General features: G+C 68.3%; 15 protein-coding genes. 11 read left to right on the forward strand and 4 right to left on the reverse strand.

The window, feature by feature from the left end:
* Window positions 1–31 precede the first annotated feature (31 nt).
* Window positions 32–1,873, reverse strand: a complete 1,842-nt coding sequence (locus WAL33_RS15825; protein ID WP_422182483.1) for a M14 family metallopeptidase — start codon at window positions 1,871–1,873, stop codon at window positions 32–34.
* Between the two features lie 108 nt (window positions 1,874–1,981).
* A complete protein-coding gene (gene folE / locus WAL33_RS15830; protein ID WP_422182484.1) occupies window positions 1,982–2,623 on the reverse strand; it encodes a GTP cyclohydrolase I FolE in 642 nt (213 codons plus the stop codon).
* A 191-nt stretch (window positions 2,624–2,814) separates the two neighbouring features.
* Here folE and cysS point away from each other — a divergent pair, with 191 nt between their 5' ends.
* Genes cysS through WAL33_RS15870 form a run of 8 tightly spaced genes read left to right on the forward strand, consistent with a single transcriptional unit; the run spans window position 2,815 to window position 9,692 of the window.
* On the forward strand, window positions 2,815–4,203 hold the full coding sequence (cysS, locus tag WAL33_RS15835; RefSeq protein WP_422182485.1) for a cysteine--tRNA ligase: 1,389 nt from the start codon (window positions 2,815–2,817) through the stop codon (window positions 4,201–4,203).
* 30 nt (window positions 4,204–4,233) lie between these two features.
* On the forward strand, window positions 4,234–4,746 hold the full coding sequence (locus tag WAL33_RS15840; RefSeq protein ID WP_422182486.1) for a DinB family protein: 513 nt from the start codon (window positions 4,234–4,236) through the stop codon (window positions 4,744–4,746).
* Between the two features lie 33 nt (window positions 4,747–4,779).
* Entirely contained in the window at window positions 4,780–5,241 is a 462-nt protein-coding gene (locus WAL33_RS15845) for an SRPBCC family protein (RefSeq protein WP_422182487.1), read from the forward strand.
* 5 nt (window positions 5,242–5,246) lie between these two features.
* Window positions 5,247–5,708 carry an iron-sulfur cluster assembly scaffold protein gene (locus tag WAL33_RS15850; RefSeq protein ID WP_422182488.1) on the forward strand — a complete coding sequence of 154 codons (462 nt, stop codon included), beginning with the start codon at window positions 5,247–5,249 and terminating at the stop codon, window positions 5,706–5,708.
* 54 nt (window positions 5,709–5,762) lie between these two features.
* The gene (yidD, locus tag WAL33_RS15855) at window positions 5,763–6,017 is read left to right on the forward strand and encodes a membrane protein insertion efficiency factor YidD (protein WP_422182489.1); all 255 of its coding nucleotides are present in this window, start codon (window positions 5,763–5,765) and stop codon (window positions 6,015–6,017) included.
* Window positions 6,014–7,993 carry a threonine--tRNA ligase gene (gene thrS / locus WAL33_RS15860; RefSeq protein WP_422182490.1) on the forward strand — a complete coding sequence of 660 codons (1,980 nt, stop codon included), beginning with the start codon at window positions 6,014–6,016 and terminating at the stop codon, window positions 7,991–7,993. The genes yidD and thrS overlap by 4 nt, the downstream gene beginning before the upstream one ends.
* A complete protein-coding gene (locus WAL33_RS15865) occupies window positions 7,993–8,913 on the forward strand; it encodes a glycosyltransferase family 2 protein (protein ID WP_422182491.1) in 921 nt (306 codons plus the stop codon). The genes thrS and WAL33_RS15865 overlap by 1 nt, the downstream gene beginning before the upstream one ends.
* Window positions 8,910–9,692: a class I SAM-dependent methyltransferase gene (locus WAL33_RS15870; protein ID WP_422182492.1), complete on the forward strand. Its 783-nt coding sequence runs from the start codon at window positions 8,910–8,912 to the stop codon at window positions 9,690–9,692. Before WAL33_RS15865 ends, WAL33_RS15870 begins: the two co-directional genes overlap by 4 nt.
* Here WAL33_RS15870 and WAL33_RS15875 read toward each other — a convergent pair.
* Together WAL33_RS15875 and WAL33_RS15880 are read right to left on the reverse strand one after the other, a co-directional pair.
* Window positions 9,689–10,591, reverse strand: coding sequence for a hydroxymethylglutaryl-CoA lyase (locus tag WAL33_RS15875; protein WP_422182493.1), 903 nt, complete (start codon window positions 10,589–10,591; stop codon window positions 9,689–9,691). The two genes, WAL33_RS15870 and WAL33_RS15875, sit on opposite strands and share 4 nt — an antisense overlap.
* Window positions 10,588–12,327 (reverse strand): ArnT family glycosyltransferase, encoded by a 1,740-nt coding sequence (locus tag WAL33_RS15880; protein ID WP_422182497.1) that lies wholly within the window; start codon window positions 12,325–12,327, stop codon window positions 10,588–10,590. The genes WAL33_RS15875 and WAL33_RS15880 overlap by 4 nt, the downstream gene beginning before the upstream one ends.
* A gap of 55 nt (window positions 12,328–12,382) precedes the next feature.
* On the opposite strand from WAL33_RS15880, the gene WAL33_RS15885 reads away from it, so the two are divergent.
* The 3 genes from WAL33_RS15885 to WAL33_RS15895 all read left to right on the forward strand — a co-directional run bounded on the left by WAL33_RS15885 (window position 12,383) and on the right by WAL33_RS15895 (window position 15,076).
* Entirely contained in the window at window positions 12,383–13,120 is a 738-nt protein-coding gene (locus WAL33_RS15885) for a glycosyltransferase family 2 protein (protein WP_422182494.1), read from the forward strand.
* 81 nt (window positions 13,121–13,201) lie between these two features.
* Window positions 13,202–13,627: a hypothetical protein gene (locus WAL33_RS15890; RefSeq protein WP_422182495.1), complete on the forward strand. Its 426-nt coding sequence runs from the start codon at window positions 13,202–13,204 to the stop codon at window positions 13,625–13,627.
* A gap of 159 nt (window positions 13,628–13,786) precedes the next feature.
* A complete protein-coding gene (locus tag WAL33_RS15895; RefSeq protein ID WP_422182496.1) occupies window positions 13,787–15,076 on the forward strand; it encodes an acetyl-CoA C-acyltransferase in 1,290 nt (429 codons plus the stop codon).
* Window positions 15,077–15,116: the final 40 nt, after the last annotated feature.

Genomic DNA, 15,116 nt, shown 5'->3' on the forward strand with positions numbered 1-15,116 from the left:
GGGGACACGCCGCAAGGGCATGTCCCCTGGCTTACAGCTCCCGCCCCACCGGATAGAGCCGGTAGTGGTCGTCGTAGTATGGCGTCCGCGCGTAGAACCAGCCCAGCCGCGCGTCCGGATCGGCGGCGAACTTCGGGTCGGCCGCCAGCTTGGCTTCGAACTCGGCTTTCAGCTTGGGGTCGGCGGCCAGCATCTTCTCGGCCAGGGGGGCGATGGCGTAGCCCTCGATATATTCCACCCGCTGCAGCACCTCGGGGAACATCCCCCAGGCGAAGAAGCTCTCGTCGCTTTCCGGCTCAAGCAGCAGGGTGACCATCTCGCCCAGCGGCTGGTCGGTCGAGATGCGCACCGAGCCGGCGGGGAAGGTGACCGTGCGCGTCTCGTGCGTCACCGGACCGGCGGCGATCTCGACATGGCCCTCGCTGGCGCGGGTGGCGAGCTTCGGCGCGGTCAAGCGGATCATGTCGAGCGACACCGTCTTCGGCGCGGCCAGGGTCTCCATCGCCACGCCGTGGATGCGCAGGCGCTCGATGATGTCGGGCTTGGCCGACGAGATCCAGTAGGCCTTGGCCGGGGTCAGGTCGAGCGCCGGCTCGCTGGTGTAGAGCGGGAGCGACCAGGGCTTGGGATCGGGCTTGCCCAGCCAGCGCACCTCCTTGCCGCCCGAGGCGGGGGAGTCGTAGGTCTCGTACTGCACGCCCAGGAAGCTGACGGTGTGCAGCGGCTTCCCGCCGCCCCCGAAATCGGTCCCGAAGTTGGCCTTGATCACCTTGGGACGCTGGGCGCGGTCCTGCTGCTCGGCGGCGCGCAAGGCGGCGCCGTCCTTGGCCAGCACCTTCAGGGTCTCTTCCAGCAGCACATAGGTGCCCAGCACCCGTTGCCGGTAGGGCTTCAGCGAATGGTTCTCGACCAGCACCGTGGCGATCCGCGCGGCGTCGCCATAGCCGTTGGAATAGCGCAAGGACGCCGGCGAGGCGCCCAGGCCCTTCTTCGGGTCGCGGTCATCCAGGGCGAAGACCAGCTGGCCGGGGATGTGTCCCGCCGCCTTCAGGCCCGCCTCGGTGGCCGGCAGGAAGCTGTTGTCCAGCCAGGCGCTGGTGGCTTTGGAGCGCGCGAAGTCGCCCTGGTAGCCGGCCCAGCCATAGGTGATGTCGTACTGGTAGTCCTCGCCGTCGGTGACGTGGATGTCCATGTAGAGGTCGGGCTTCACACGGTCGATCAGGCTGATCATCGCCCGCATCTCCGGCGCGTCCAGCTTGCCGTAGTCGCGGTTCAGATTGAGGTTCTGGGCCGTGTGCCGCCAGCCCTGCACGACCGGGCCGCGCTGGTTGGGGCGGCTGTAGGGCGAGGCGCGCTCATGGCCGTCGACGCTGAAGATCGGCACGAAGACCAGGTTCACGCTGTCCAGCGGGTTGTCCTTGCCGTGGAAGGCCCCCCTCTCGAAAGCAATGTCGCGCAGCAGCATCATGCCGGCGTCCTTGCCGTCGATTTCGCCCGGATGGATGCCGGCCTGGGCCAGCAGCACGGGCTTGCTGGGATCGAACGCGGCCCCATCCTTGGAGACGTACAGCACCAGCAGGTCGCGGCCCTCGGGCGACTTGCCGAAGACCTCCATGCGGATCAGCGGCGAGGCCGCGTCCAGCTTTTCCAGCCAGGCGCGGGTCTCGGCATAGTTCGGCGACGCGGTCAGGCCCGTCAGCTCCGACGGCGTGACCCAGGGATCGGACGGCTTGGCGATCAGCTTTTCGCTGGCGCCATGCCAGGCCAGGGTCGGGGGAAGGATTTCGCCTTCCCAGGGGGCCTTAGGAGTCTCAGCCATGGTCACGCTCGCCGTCATCGCGACGGCCAGAGCCGCCAGCCCGGTCTTCAACATCTCAAGCGCTCTCCGGCTCCCAGCCGGGGACATGCCCTTGCGGCGTGTCCCCAAACGTGACGGGGCTTCAAAGGGGACACGCCGCGAGGGCATGTCCCCGAGCGCGTACTATTTCCGCGTCACCAGGTCCATGAAGCGCTGCTGCAGAACCTTGTCGGTCTTGAACACGCCGCGGAACTGGGTGGTGATCGTCGAGACGTCGTGGTGGTGCACGCCGCGCGTGGACATGCACTGGTGCTCGGCGTCGATCAGCACGGCCACGCCGGCGGCGCTGAGATGGTCCTCGATGGCGTCGGCGATCTGCATGGTCATGGTCTCCTGGGTCTGGAGACGCTTGGCGAAGATCTCGACCAGGCGCGCCAGCTTGGACAGGCCCACGACCTTGCCGGTCGGCATATAGGCCACCCAGGCCTTGCCCAGGAACGGCGCCATGTGGTGCTCGCAGTGGCTCTGCACGTCGATGCCGCGCAGCATGACCATGTCGTCATAGCCCTGCACGTCCTCGAAGGTGCGCGAGAGCTCCTTGGCCGGATCGCCGTGATAGCCGGCGAACCACTCGCCATAGGCGTCGACCACGCGCTGGGGCGTGTCGAGCAGGCCTTCGCGGTCGGGGTTGTCGCCGGCCCAGGCCAGCAGGGTCCGGACGGCAGCCATGGCCTCGTCTCGGGTCGGGCGCTGGGCGGGTTCAAGATCAAGATCGGTGACGGTGTCGAGGCCGATCAGGGTTCGCTCGCTGGTCAGTGCGTCCATGTGCGGGAGGGTCTTTCCACGGGCTGAGTTGCGCCAGGACGCCTTTCGTCCTGGAATTACGCGTGCCACCCGTCGCGCGCCCCATGCCTATCATTTGGACCAATAAGAATGGTCGTGCGCGCGTGCTCTCGTTATATGGGGCCAATCCGCATCCCCGCAACAGTCCCGCGACGTCAGGCCGCTCTCTCCTCATGACCATCAAGCTCTACGACACCATGGCGCGCGAGAAGCGCGACTTCGTTCCCGCCGATCCGAGCCGGGTGACGATGTATGTCTGCGGGCCCACGGTCTACAATCACGCCCACATCGGCAACTTCCGGCCGGTGGTGGTGTTCGACGTGCTGTTCCGCCTGCTGCGCCACGCCTATGGCGAAGACGCGGTGATCTATGCGCGCAACGTCACCGACGTGGACGACAAGATCAACGCCAAGGCCACGGCCGAGGGCGTGGCGATCAAGGTGATCACCGACCGCTACCTGGCCGCCTATCACCAGGACGCCGACGCCCTGCTGGCCCTGCGGCCGACGCTGGAGCCCATGGCCACCGAGCACATGGGTCCGATCGTCGAGATGATCGGCAAGCTGGTCGAGAACGGCAGCGCCTACGCCGCCGAGGGCCACGTGCTGTTCGACACCCAGGCCTTCCCCGACTACGGCCAGCTGTCGGGCCGCGACCTGGACGACATGATCGCCGGCGCCCGGGTCGAGGTCGCGCCGTACAAGCGCCACCCCGCCGACTTCGTGCTGTGGAAGCCGTCCAAGGAAAACGAGCCGGTGTGGGACAGCCCCTGGGGCGCGGGCCGTCCGGGCTGGCACATCGAGTGCTCGGCGATGATCGACAAGTCGCTGGGCCGGACCATCGACATCCACGGCGGCGGCATCGACCTGGCCTTCCCGCACCACGAGAACGAACTGGCCCAGAGCCGCTGCGCCCACGGCGCGCCGGTCCTGGCCAACTACTGGCTGCACAACGGCTTCCTCGACATGTCGGGGGAGAAGATGTCCAAGAGCCTGGGCAATGTGATCATTCCGCACGAGCTGCTGAAGACCACGCCGGGCGAGGTGATCCGCTGGGCGCTGCTGTCGGGCCACTACCGCCAGCCGCTGGACTGGACGCCGGAGCTGGTCGAGCAGAGCAAGAAGGCGCTGGACCGCCTGTACGGCGCCCTGCGCCGCGCCAAGAGCGTCGAGGCCGGCGAGTCCGAGCCCTCGGACGACGTGCTGGCCGCGCTGTCGGACGACCTGAACACCCCGTTGGCGGTGTCGGGCTTCTTCGAACTGTCCAGCGCCATCGAGCGGGCGGTGACGGCCGGCGACGAGCCGGCGATCACGGCCAACAAGGGCCGGCTGCTGGCCTCGGCCGGTCTGCTGGGCTTCCTGCAGGCCGACCCGGACGCCTGGTTCGAGGGCGACGCCGACGACGACCTGAAGGCCAAGGTGGAAGACCTGCTCAAGCGCCGGGTCGAGGCCCGCACCGCCAAGGACTGGACCGCCGCCGACGCCATCCGCGCCGAGCTGGACGCCCTGGGCGTGGTGGTCATGGACGGTCCGGCCGGTGCGACCTGGCGCATGAAGGATTAAATAGGGGGCGGGGAAACCGAGGAGTTTGGGATGCGCGCCTATTTCCAGATGTTCGCCGGCTACAACGCCTGGGCCAACCATCGCCTCCACGCGGCCTGCTCCCTGTTGGACGAGGCCGACTACAAGGCCGAGCGCGGGGCGTTCTTCGGGTCCATCCACGGGACGCTGAACCACCTGATCGTCACCGACCGCGTCTGGCTGGCGCGGTTGCGCGGGGAGACCGTGCCGTCGGTCCAGCTGGATGCGGCGATCTTCAACGACCTGGCGACCCTGCGCGCGGCGCGGACCCACGAGGACGCGGCCTTGTCGACCCACGTGGCCGGCCTGACCGACGCGCAGCTGGCCGGACCGCTGCGCTGGACGCGGGTCGCCGACGGTTCGGTGGTGACCCAGCCGCTGTGGGCCGCCCTGGCCCATCTGTTCAACCACCAGACCCACCATCGGGCTCAGGTCCATGGTCTGCTCAGCCAGGCCGGGATCGATCCGCCGTCCCTCGACCTGCCGGTCTTCCAGAAGGCCAGCGGCCTGGGCTTTTCCGAGTGAGTTTTTCAGAGTGAAAGTGTTAGAGCGACGCCCATGCAACGCGCCGTAGAACATCGCACCGGGGTGCAGGCCCCCGCCGAGATCGTCTGGGAAGTGATCTCCGACTTCACGACCTGGAGCGACTGGAACCCGATCCACCCTCGCATCGAGGGCCAGTTGCGGATCGGCACGCCCCTGACCGTCGAGGTCGTGCTCGGCGAGGGCCAGGCCTCGACGATCCAGCCGGTCGTCCAGGATTGGGTGCCGTTCGAGCAGCTGCACTGGCGCACCACGCGCCTGCGGGGTTTCGTGACCGCGATCCGCTACCTGGAGATCGAGAACATGGGTCCGGCCAACGCCACCTTCTCGAACGGCGAGCTGTTCATGGGTCCGCTGGTGCGCTGGGTCAGCCGCGACGAGCGCCGCCGCCTGCGCGCGGCCTATGCCCGCATGGGCGAGGCCGTGCGCGACCGCGCCGAGGCCATCTGGTCGCAGCGCCTGAAGAACCCCACATAGAGCCCATGATCGACGACCTCTATTCGGCCCGCATCCTGGGGCTGGTGGCCAACATGCCCCGGGCCGGACGTCTGGCCGCGCCCGACGCCAGCGCCGAGAAGACCGCCAAGCTGTGCGGCAGCCGGATCGTGGTCGACGTGACGATGCAGGACGGCAAGGTCGCCGACTTCGCCCAGGACGTGACCGCCTGCGCCCTGGGCCAGGCTTCCGCCGCGATCCTCGGCGCCCAGGTGATCGGGGCCGATCTTTCCGAGATCGAGTTGGCCCGCGACGCCTTGCAGTCTATGCTCAAGTCTAACGGCCCCGCTCCCACGGGCCGATTTTCGGAGCTCGCCGTGCTGGAGCCGGTCAAGGACTATCCCGCCCGTCATGCCTCGACGCTTTTGGCGTTCGAGGCCGCGGTCGAGGCTGTCCGCAAGGCCACAGGGGCGACCCAAACCCGAACTAGCCGCGTCGGCGCCGCTTGATCGGACCTTTTCGCTAGTCGATAAGGTCCCGACTCCGTTCGCGAAAGCGCCGGCATGACATTCTACGAACGCACCGTCGACCTGGGCCTGCGGGCCTACAAGACGACGCTCTCGCCCTTCATCGGGCGTCAGTGCCGGTATCTGCCGACCTGCTCGGAATACGCGGCCCAGGCGCTCAAGGATCACGGACCCCTGAAAGGGTCCTGGCTCGCGGTGGGACGGATTTGCCGATGCAATCCGTTCGGTGGTTCAGGGTACGACCCGCCGCCTCCGCCCCGCGCGCCGCGCAAGTGGAAATGTGAAGAATGATCGACCTGATTTTCCCCGACGGCTCGGCCCGCCAGTATCCTGACGGTTCGACGGGGCGCGACGTGGCCGCCTCGATCTCCAAGTCGCTGGAGAAGAAGGCCCTGCTGATCAAGCTGGACGGCCATCTGCTCGACCTGGACCGTCCGCTGACGCCCGACCTGCTGGGCGGCGGCAACCGCTTCGAGATCATCACGCGCGAATCGCCCGAGGCGCTGGAGGTGATCCGTCACGACACCGCCCACGTGCTGGCCCAGGCCGTGCAGGAACTGTTCCCCGGCACGCAGGTGACCATCGGCCCGAACGTCGAGGACGGCTTCTACTACGACTTCGCCCGCGACGAGCCATTCAGCCTGGACGACCTGGCGACGATCGAGGCGCGCATGCGCCAGATCGTCGATCGCGACGAGAAGATCCGCCGCGAGGAGGTCAACCGCGACGTCGCCATCGCCGACTTCGACGAGATGGGCGAGACCTACAAGGCCCAGATCATCCGCGACCTGCCGGCCGGCGATACGATCACGGTCTATCATCAGGGCGACAACTGGAAGGACCTGTGCCGCGGTCCCCACCTGCCGTCGACCAAGCATGTCGGCAAGGCCTTCAAGCTGACCAAGCTGGCCGGCGCCTACTGGCGCGGCGACCAGAACAACGCCCAGCTGCAGCGCATCTACGGAACGTCCTGGGCCTCGGACGCGGACCTGGCGGCCTATCTGCTGCGCATCGAGGAAGCCGAGCGGCGCGATCACCGCAAGCTGGGCAAGACCATGGACCTCTTCCACATCCAGGAAGAGGGCAAGGGCATGGTGTTCTGGCACCCCAAGGGCTGGACGCTGTACCTGGCGCTGGAGGCCTATATGCGCCGCCGGCTGGACGCGGCCGGCTACCGCGAGGTCAAGACGCCCCAGATCCTCGACAAGAGCTTGTGGGAGCGCTCGGGCCACGCCGAGAAGTTCGGCCACGCCATGTTCATGTGCGAGAGCGCCGAGGGCGAGGTCCTGGCCGTCAAGCCGATGAACTGCCCCGGCCACATCCAGATCTTCAATGTCGGCCAGAAGAGCTATCGCGAGCTGCCGCTGCGCATGGCCGAGTTCGGCGCCTGCCATCGCTACGAGCCCTCGGGCGCCATGCACGGCATCATGCGGGTGCGGGCCTTCACCCAGGACGACGCCCACATCTTCTGCCGCGAAGAGCAGGTCACCGAGGAATCCGCCCGCTTCATCGAACTGCTGCGCAGCGTGTATGACGACCTGGGCATGCAGCTGGCCGACACCAAGTTCTCGACGCGTCCGGACCTGCGGGCGGGCACGGACGAGGTCTGGGACAAGGCCGAAGCCGCTCTGTCCGCGGCCGCCGAGGCGGCGGGCGAGACCCTGGTGCTGCAAGAGGGCGAAGGCGCCTTCTACGGCCCGAAGCTGGAGTTCTCGCTGAAGGACGCCATCGGCCGGGTCTGGCAATGCGGCACGCTGCAGCTGGACTTCGTCCTTCCGGAGCGCCTGGACGCCGAATATGTCGCCGAGGACGGCTCCAAGAAGCGGCCCGTCATGCTGCACCGGGCGATCCTGGGCTCGTTCGAGCGCTTCATCGGCATTCTGCTTGAGAACTACGCCGGCCATCTGCCGTTGTGGCTGGCCCCGACCCAGGTCGTGGTTGCCACGATCACCTCGGACGCTGACGATTACGCGCAACGTGTGGCTGAGCGATTGACTTCCATGGGCATTCGCGCAGAGGTCGATTTCAGGAACGAGAAGATTAACTATAAGATTCGCGAACACAGCCTCGCGAAGGTGCCGGTAATTGCAGTGGTGGGCCGCAAGGAAGCTGAAAACGGGGAAGTCGCTCTGCGTCGACTTGGCGGCGAAGGACAGAAGGTGCTGTCGTTGGAAGACGCCGTGCGCGCGTTGACCTTGGAAGCGACGCCGCCGGATCTTGCCCGTGATCACGCCGAGGCGCGGCCCGCGGAGTTTGCGCAGGTCTGATGAACAGTATTCTCCCTTCTCATTCGGCCTTTGTCTCAGGTGCGCGGCCCGTCAGTCCGCGCATCTCGGTCGTCATGGTGGTCTACCAGACGGGCGAAGCCCTGACCGAAAGCATCCGGCACGTCCTGGCCGAGCCGCTGGTCGATGAGTTCGTCATCGTCGACAACGGCTCGCCGGCCGAAGAGGCCGAGCGGCTGCGCGCCTTGGGTCTGGCCGAGCCGCGTGTCGTGCTGCGGCAAGGCCACGGCAATATCGGCTTCGCCCGCGGCGCAAACCTGGGCGCCGAAACCGCGCGGGGCGATTACATCGTCTTCCTCAATCCGGACGCCAATCTGCAAAGCGGCTGCGTCAAGGCCTTGGTCGCGGCCTTCGAGGGCCAGCCGGTTCCGGCGGTGGTCGGGGCGCGGGTGATGAACACCGACGGCACCGAACAGCGCGGCGGACGTCGCGGCGAGATCACGCCGATCACCACCCTGCTCAGCTTCGGCCACCTGACCGCGCGGTTCAAAGGCCTGTCGAAGTTCGAGATCCACCGCGAGCACGAAGCCACGCCGGACGCGCCGATCCCGATGCCGACCATTTCCGGCGCCTGCTTCGCCCTGCGTCGCGAGGACTTCGACCTGCTGGGCGGTTTCGACGAGGGCTATTTCCTGCACGTCGAGGACATCGACCTGTGCTGGCGCGCTCGCCAGGCCGGCGGCGAGGTGCTTTTCCAACCGGCGGCCCAGGTCGTCCATCTGGGACACACCAGCCTGGAGCATCCGCTGAAGGTCGAGTTCCACAAGGGCGTGGGTCTGTCGCGCTATTTCATCAAGCGGGCCGACACGGTCCAGCGCTACGCGATCGCCGTCTTGCTGGCCCCGGCCATTCTGCTGATGTCGCTGGTCCGGCCGGCTTTTAATCCAAGGTTGCGCAAGTGAGCCGCCAGGCCGTCGTCCGAGCGCTGGACAGCATGGGTCTGGCCGACAGCGCCTTCGCCCTCTACCAGCGCTATCAGGCTTGGCGAAGCCGTGGCGCGGACGTTGGCGCGCAGGCCGACGGACTGCCCGTGCCGCCGGCCTATCTGCGGGTGTTGACGGCGGGCCACGCCGACGCCGAGATCTTCCTCTCGCAAGGCCGCGACACCTTCGCCGAGGTGGCCATGCTGGCCGCGCGCCATGGCCTGCCGCTCGAGGCGGGACTGAAGGTGCTGGAGTTCGGCAGCGGCTGTGGTCGATCCTCCCGCTACGCCAGCCTCACCCCCGTCGAGCTGAGCGGCTGCGACATCAATCCCAAGCTGGTGGCCTGGACCCAGGCCAATCTGCCCGGGCGTTTCGTGCTGTCGCGCCAGACCCCGCCCCTGATGTTTGAGATCGGCGAGTTCGATCTCGTCTATGCGATCTCGGTCTTCACCCACATGACCGACGCGCCGTTGCGGGCGTGGCTGGCTGAACTGGCGCGCGTGGTCCGGCCAGGCGGGTTGGCGGTCCTGACCTTCTTCGATCCCCTGATCCCCGTGGCCGCCGACTTTGCCGAAGACCTGGCCCGCGAAGGTTTCCATATCCGCCACAACGGGGCGGAAGGCTCCAACCTGCTGTGCGGCTACATGACCCGCGAAGGCTTCGCCGAGCGTGCGGCCCCGGACTGGACCTTGGTCGACGTTCTGGACAGCCCCGCTTCGGCCAGCGGCCAGGCCATGGCCGTGTTCCGCCGGGTCTAGGCCGGAAACCCGCCCGCCCGCGCCAGCGACGACGCCGGGGCGCTCTTGCCCAGGCGCTCGCTGATGTCGCTGCCGATCTCGATCAGGGCGCCCAGGTCGTAGCCGGTCTCGAAGCCGGCCCGCTCCAGCATGTAGACCAGATCCTCGGTGCCGATATTGCCGGTGGCGTTCGGGGCGAACGGGCAGCCGCCCAGGCCGCCGACCGAGGCGTCCAGCACATCGATCCCCGCCTCGACGCCGGCATAGGCGTTGGCCAGGCCCGTGTTGCGGGTGTCGTGGAAATGCAGGCGCAGACGGGTGTCCGGCGCGGCCTCGCGCACCGCCTCCACCCGCTTGCTGACGGTCCAGGGATCGGCGACCCCGATGGTGTCGGCGATGGCGATCTCGGCCACGCCGAACAGGGCCGCGGCCCTGGCGATGGTCACGACCTGGTCTTCGGAGACCTCGCCGTCGAACGGGCAGCCGAACGCCACCGAGATCGTGGCGGTGATCGGCGGGCCGCCCTCCAGCGCCCGGCGCTCGCAGATCGCGCCCAGCACGTCCAGCTGCTGCTTGGCCGTCGCGCCCTGGTTGGCCAGGCCGAAGCCGTCGGTGGCGCAGACCACCACATTGGCCTCGTCGCACTGGGCCGCCACGCAGCGCTCCCAGCCGCGCATGTTCAGCACCAGGCCGATGCGGGAATGCTCCAGATCGGGCGTCAGCGCCGCCTGGATCTCCTCGGCCCCGGCCATCTGCGGCACGCGGTTGGGATTGACGAACGACACGGTCTCGATGCGCTTGGCGCCGGCGGCCTCTAGCCGACGGATCAGCGCCAGCTTCTCGTGGACCGGCAGGGACAGCTTCTCGTTCTGCAGCCCGTCGCGCGGACCGACCTCGACGATCTGGATGAAGCGGCTCATGGGCGCATCTCCGCTTGGGTTTCGGCGGTCTCGCCGCCGCTCTCTTCGCCGATCTCGTCGGCGGCCTCGTCGCCGGGGCGGATCGGCGCGCCGCGATAGAGCGTCAGCCGCTCCTTGTCGCCGTCGGAATAATCGAAGCCCTCGACCACGCCGGCCGGGCGGGCGGTCTGGCCCAGGGCGGCGAGGGCGGCCAGGAAGGCGGTTTCCTGACGGCCCTCCACCACGGCCGGACGGCCCTGGGCGACGGCCTCGGCCGCGCCGGCCGGGTCGGTCAGTTCGGTCGTGGTGCCCAGCAGGAAGATCATGCTGGGCTCGGAATAGCCGGTGACGGCCACCGGCCCCGGAGCGCCGGCCCGGGGCGCAAGGTCGGTCTGCTCAAGCGCCTTCTCCAGGCGCGGCGCCAGCAGCAGCGGCTCCAGCCGGGGCGCCAGCAGGCCGACCAGGGCGGCGTGGGCGGCGATGCCGATCGCCCCGGCCGCGACCAGGGCGGTGGCGGCGGTCTTGCGCATCAGCAGCACGGCCCCGACCGCGCCCGAAGCCGCGAACAACAGGGCGGTCAGCGCCGTCCAGGGGATATCGGTCGGATCGCCGTGCTCGACCTGCAGATAGACGGCCAGGACCGCCAGCAGCAGGCCGGCCAGGACCGACAGGATCGCGCCGATCGCGCGGGAGATCGGACCCAGGGGCGCGCGCAGGGCGGCGGCCATCAGCATGGCCAGGGCCGGCAGGGCGGGCAGGGTGTAGTGCACCAGCTTGGTCGGCAGGATCTCGAACACCAGCCAGGTGGGGATCAGCCAGCACAGGGCGAAGCGCACCCCGGCCTCCTTGCGCCCGGTCCAGCCCTGGACCAGGCCGGCGGGCAGCAGCAGCGTGGCCGGGAACACCAGCAGGAACGCCGCCAGGGCGTAGCTGCCGAACGGCGCGCCGTGGCTTTCCTGGCCGCCGGCCAGCTTGGGGGCCAGGTCGCCGGTCACGGCCGTCGACCAGAAGGCGCCGTCGGTGGCGACGGTGATCATCATCGCCCAGGGCAGGACGACGGCCGCCAGGACGGTCACGCCCCAGCCCCAGCCCAGGTCCTTGATCCACGGCGCCTTGCGGTCCCAGATCCACAGGGCCAGCACGCTGAGCGTCACCACCATCAGCCCGACCGGGCCCTTGATCAGCACGCCCATGGACAGGCCGATCCAGAAGGCCAGCTTTGTCCAACGATCGATCTTCTGGCCGTTCAGATGGGCGGCGTAGATCCGCATCAGGGCGGCCATGGCCAGGGTGGTGAAACCGCACAGGGCCGCGTCGGTCTTGGCGATGAAGGCCTCGGTCGACAGCAGCAGCGTCGCGCCCAATATGCCGCCGGCCAGCAGGCCGGTCTTGGGCCCCAGCAGCGCCGCCGCGCCCCAGGCGCAGGCCGCCGCCGCCAGCATGGCCCCCAGCAGCGAGGGGATGCGATAGGCCCAGATGCCCCGGTCCTCGGCGGCCGAGAAGGCGGTGACGCTGGCGGCCTGCAGCCAGTGGATGCCGACCGGCTTCTTGAAGCGCGGCTGGTCCTGGAAGCGGATGACGACCATGTCGTCGGTTTCCAGCATCTGGGCGGTGGCCTGGGCGAAACGGGACTCGTCGCGGTCCAACGGCGGCATGGCGAACAGGCCGGGCAGGCCGGCGATCAGCGCCACCAGCGCGGCGAACAGCGGACCGCGCCAGCCGCGGCTCCAATCATCCAGGCGAGATTCAAGCGTCATCATAGTGGAATAGCACGATCCTTCTTTCTGGCTATTTTTGCGCTATGAGAAGGCGATGAACGCTTCCGCTTCCCCTGTTCCCGACTATTCCGTCGTCGTTCCTGTCTTCGACGAGGGCGGGGCGGCGCCGGCCCTGGCGCGTGAGATCGCCGCCGCCTTCGCCGGCGAGAACCACGAGATCATCTTCATCGACGACGCCAGCCGCGACGACACCAAGGCCCTGCTGACGGCGCTGAAGGCCGAGATCCCGCAGCTGCGGGTGCTGAGCCATCACAAGAATTCGGGCCAGAGCCGCGCCGTGCGCAGCGGCGTTCTGGCCGCCCGCGCGCCGATCATTGTCACCCTGGACGGCGACGGCCAGAACGACCCCGCCGACGCCCCGCGCCTGGCCAAGGCGCTGAAGGCCGCCGGGCCCGAGCTGGCCCTGGTGGGCGGCGAACGGGTCAAGCGTCAGGACAGTTCAGCCAAGCGCCTGGCCTCCAAGCTGGGCAACGGCGTGCGCAAGCGCATGCTGGGCGACACCGCCAACGACACCGGCTGCGGGCTGAAGGCCTTCCGCCGCGAGGCCTTTCTGCGGCTGCCCTATTTCGATCACATCCACCGCTACATCCCGGCCCTGATGCTGCGCGAGGGCTATCAGGTCCAGTTCCAGCCGGTGAACCACCGGCACCGCGAAACCGGGGTGTCGAAATACACCAACTTCGGCCGGCTCAAGGCCTCGGTGTCCGACCTGCTGGGCGTGATGTGGCTGCAGACCCGGGCGCGTAACCCGCAGGGCGTGGACGAGGTCTAGACGGCGGCGCCGCCTTTCGGGAATCTCCGAAACCGGCTAACCCTGACGTTCTCAATGGGCCTATCGGGGGAGAGCCGGAGCATGTTCGCCGCGTTTCCGCTGCTGGCCCTGCCAGTGCTGATCTACAACCTGATCGTCGTGACCCTGGCGGGCGGCTTCAACGCCACCGCCGCCCAGTACCGACTGGCCGAGCCGCTGTTCACGATCCACATGACCTCCAAGGCCGACTGGATCGTCAGCCTGGGCGACCTGCTGCTGACCGCCTCGCTGGTGGTGCTGTTCGTCGAGCTCCTGAAATCGACGACCAGCCGCAAGATCGCGATCATCAACCACTCGCTGTCGATGGTGCTGTTCGTCGTCTGCCTGGTCGAGTTCCTGCTGGCCCCGGCCTTCGGGACGTCGGTGTTCTTCCTGCTGACGGTGATGGTGCTGCTGGACGTGCTGGCCGGCTTCATCGTGACCATCGTCTCGGCGCGGCGGGACGTGGACTTCGGCGACGGGCGCTAGGGGCGGGGACACGCCCTTGCGGCGTGTCCCCATCAGTATCCACGGCGCCAAGACTTGGGGACACGCCGCAAGGGCATGTCCCCGCCGCGAATTTCGACAAGACCTTGCGGCCAAGCCCGTCGATGCTGACATCACAGGCTGCTCACGAGGATCACGATCATGGCGTCCAAACCCGACATCTGGCTGGCGGCCGGCCTTCGCACTCCGTTCGCCAAGGTCGACGGGCCGCTGAAGGGCTATGACGCCATCGCCCTCTCCGTGCCCGTCGTACAAGCGATGCTGGCGCAACTCTCCCAGAAAGAAGGGGGCGCCCACCCCGACTTCGCGATCTGGGGGACGGTGATCCCCAACCTGACCTGGAGCAACATCGCCCGCGAGGTGCTGCTGGACGCCGGGGCCGATCCGACCATCCCGGCCTTCTCGACGATCATGGCCTGCTCGACCAGCATGATCGGGGTGATCGAAGCCGCCGGCATGATCGACGGCCGCGGCCGCGACCTGGCCCTGGTCGGCGGGGTCGAGAGCATGAGCAAGGTCCAGGTCGGGGCCAGCATCGGCTTCTCCGACTGGCTCAAGGGCTTCCAGGCCGCCAAGACCCCTGTCCAGAAGCTGGCGCATCTGGGCAAGCTGAAGGCCAGCGACCTGAAGCTCTGGATCCCCAAGGTCGTCAACCGCACCACCGGCCTGTCGATGGGCGAGCACACCGAGATCACCGCCAAGGACTGGAAGCTGTCGCGCGCCGACCAGGACCAGATCGCCTTCGAGAGCCACCAGCACGCCGTCGCGGCCTGGGAGGCGGGCTTCTTCAACGACCTGGTGATCCCGATCGGCGAGCTGAAGCGCGACACCATCCCGCGCAAGGACTCCACGCTGGAGAAGCTTGCCAAGCTGGCGCCGGCCTTCGACAAGACCAGCGGCCAGGGCACGCTGACGGCCGGCAATTCCTCGCCCCTGACCGACGGGGCGGCGGCGATCTGGGTGGCGTCCAAGGCGGGCCTGGCGCGCCTGCCGGCCAAGATCCCGCGCGTGAAGGTGGTCGACTACGAGGTCACGTCGATCGACCTGCGCCACGAAGGCCTGCTGATGGCGCCGGCCTATGGCGTGCCGCGCCTGCTGGCCCGCAACGGCCTGAAATATGCCGACATCGGCCTGTGGGAGATCCACGAGGCCTTCGCCGCCCAGGTGCTGTCGCACATCGCCGCCTGGGAGGACGAGACCTTCCGCAGGACCAAGGCCGGCGTCGAGGTCGACCTGGGCAAGTTCCCCCGCGAGCGGATGAATCCCACCGGCGGCAGCCTGGCGGTCGGCCATCCGTTCGGGGCGACCGGGGCGCGGATCCTCAGCCAGGCGGTCAAGGAACTGGCCACCCGGCCCAAGGGCGAGAAGGCCATCGTCAGCATCTGCGCCGACGGCGGCCAGGGCACGATGATGCTGCTGGAGAGCGCTTAGTTGCTGCCGGGGACATGCCCTCGCGGCGTGTCCCCAAGGC

This window comes from Caulobacter sp., from assembly GCF_049283275.1.
Classification (GTDB): Bacteria; Pseudomonadota; Alphaproteobacteria; order Caulobacterales; family Caulobacteraceae; genus Caulobacter.

Bases quoted from the DNA above. Each gene is read 5' to 3' on its own strand.
- WAL33_RS15825 (WP_422182483.1), bottom strand. From the start codon at position 1,873: ATGTTGAAGACCGGGCTGGCGGCTCTGGCCGTCGCGATGACGGCGAGC.
- folE (WP_422182484.1), bottom strand. From the start codon at position 2,623: ATGGACGCACTGACCAGCGAGCGAACCCTGATCGGCCTCGACACCGTC.
- cysS (WP_422182485.1), top strand. From the start codon at position 2,815: ATGACCATCAAGCTCTACGACACCATGGCGCGCGAGAAGCGCGACTTC.
- WAL33_RS15840 (WP_422182486.1), top strand. From the start codon at position 4,234: ATGCGCGCCTATTTCCAGATGTTCGCCGGCTACAACGCCTGGGCCAAC.
- WAL33_RS15845 (WP_422182487.1), top strand. From the start codon at position 4,780: ATGCAACGCGCCGTAGAACATCGCACCGGGGTGCAGGCCCCCGCCGAG.
- WAL33_RS15850 (WP_422182488.1), top strand. From the start codon at position 5,247: ATGATCGACGACCTCTATTCGGCCCGCATCCTGGGGCTGGTGGCCAAC.
- yidD (WP_422182489.1), top strand. From the start codon at position 5,763: ATGACATTCTACGAACGCACCGTCGACCTGGGCCTGCGGGCCTACAAG.
- thrS (WP_422182490.1), top strand. From the start codon at position 6,014: ATGATCGACCTGATTTTCCCCGACGGCTCGGCCCGCCAGTATCCTGAC.
- WAL33_RS15865 (WP_422182491.1), top strand. From the start codon at position 7,993: ATGAACAGTATTCTCCCTTCTCATTCGGCCTTTGTCTCAGGTGCGCGG.
- WAL33_RS15875 (WP_422182493.1), bottom strand. From the start codon at position 10,591: ATGAGCCGCTTCATCCAGATCGTCGAGGTCGGTCCGCGCGACGGGCTG.
- WAL33_RS15880 (WP_422182497.1), bottom strand. From the start codon at position 12,327: ATGACGCTTGAATCTCGCCTGGATGATTGGAGCCGCGGCTGGCGCGGT.
- WAL33_RS15885 (WP_422182494.1), top strand. From the start codon at position 12,383: ATGAACGCTTCCGCTTCCCCTGTTCCCGACTATTCCGTCGTCGTTCCT.
- WAL33_RS15890 (WP_422182495.1), top strand. From the start codon at position 13,202: ATGTTCGCCGCGTTTCCGCTGCTGGCCCTGCCAGTGCTGATCTACAAC.
- WAL33_RS15895 (WP_422182496.1), top strand. From the start codon at position 13,787: ATGGCGTCCAAACCCGACATCTGGCTGGCGGCCGGCCTTCGCACTCCG.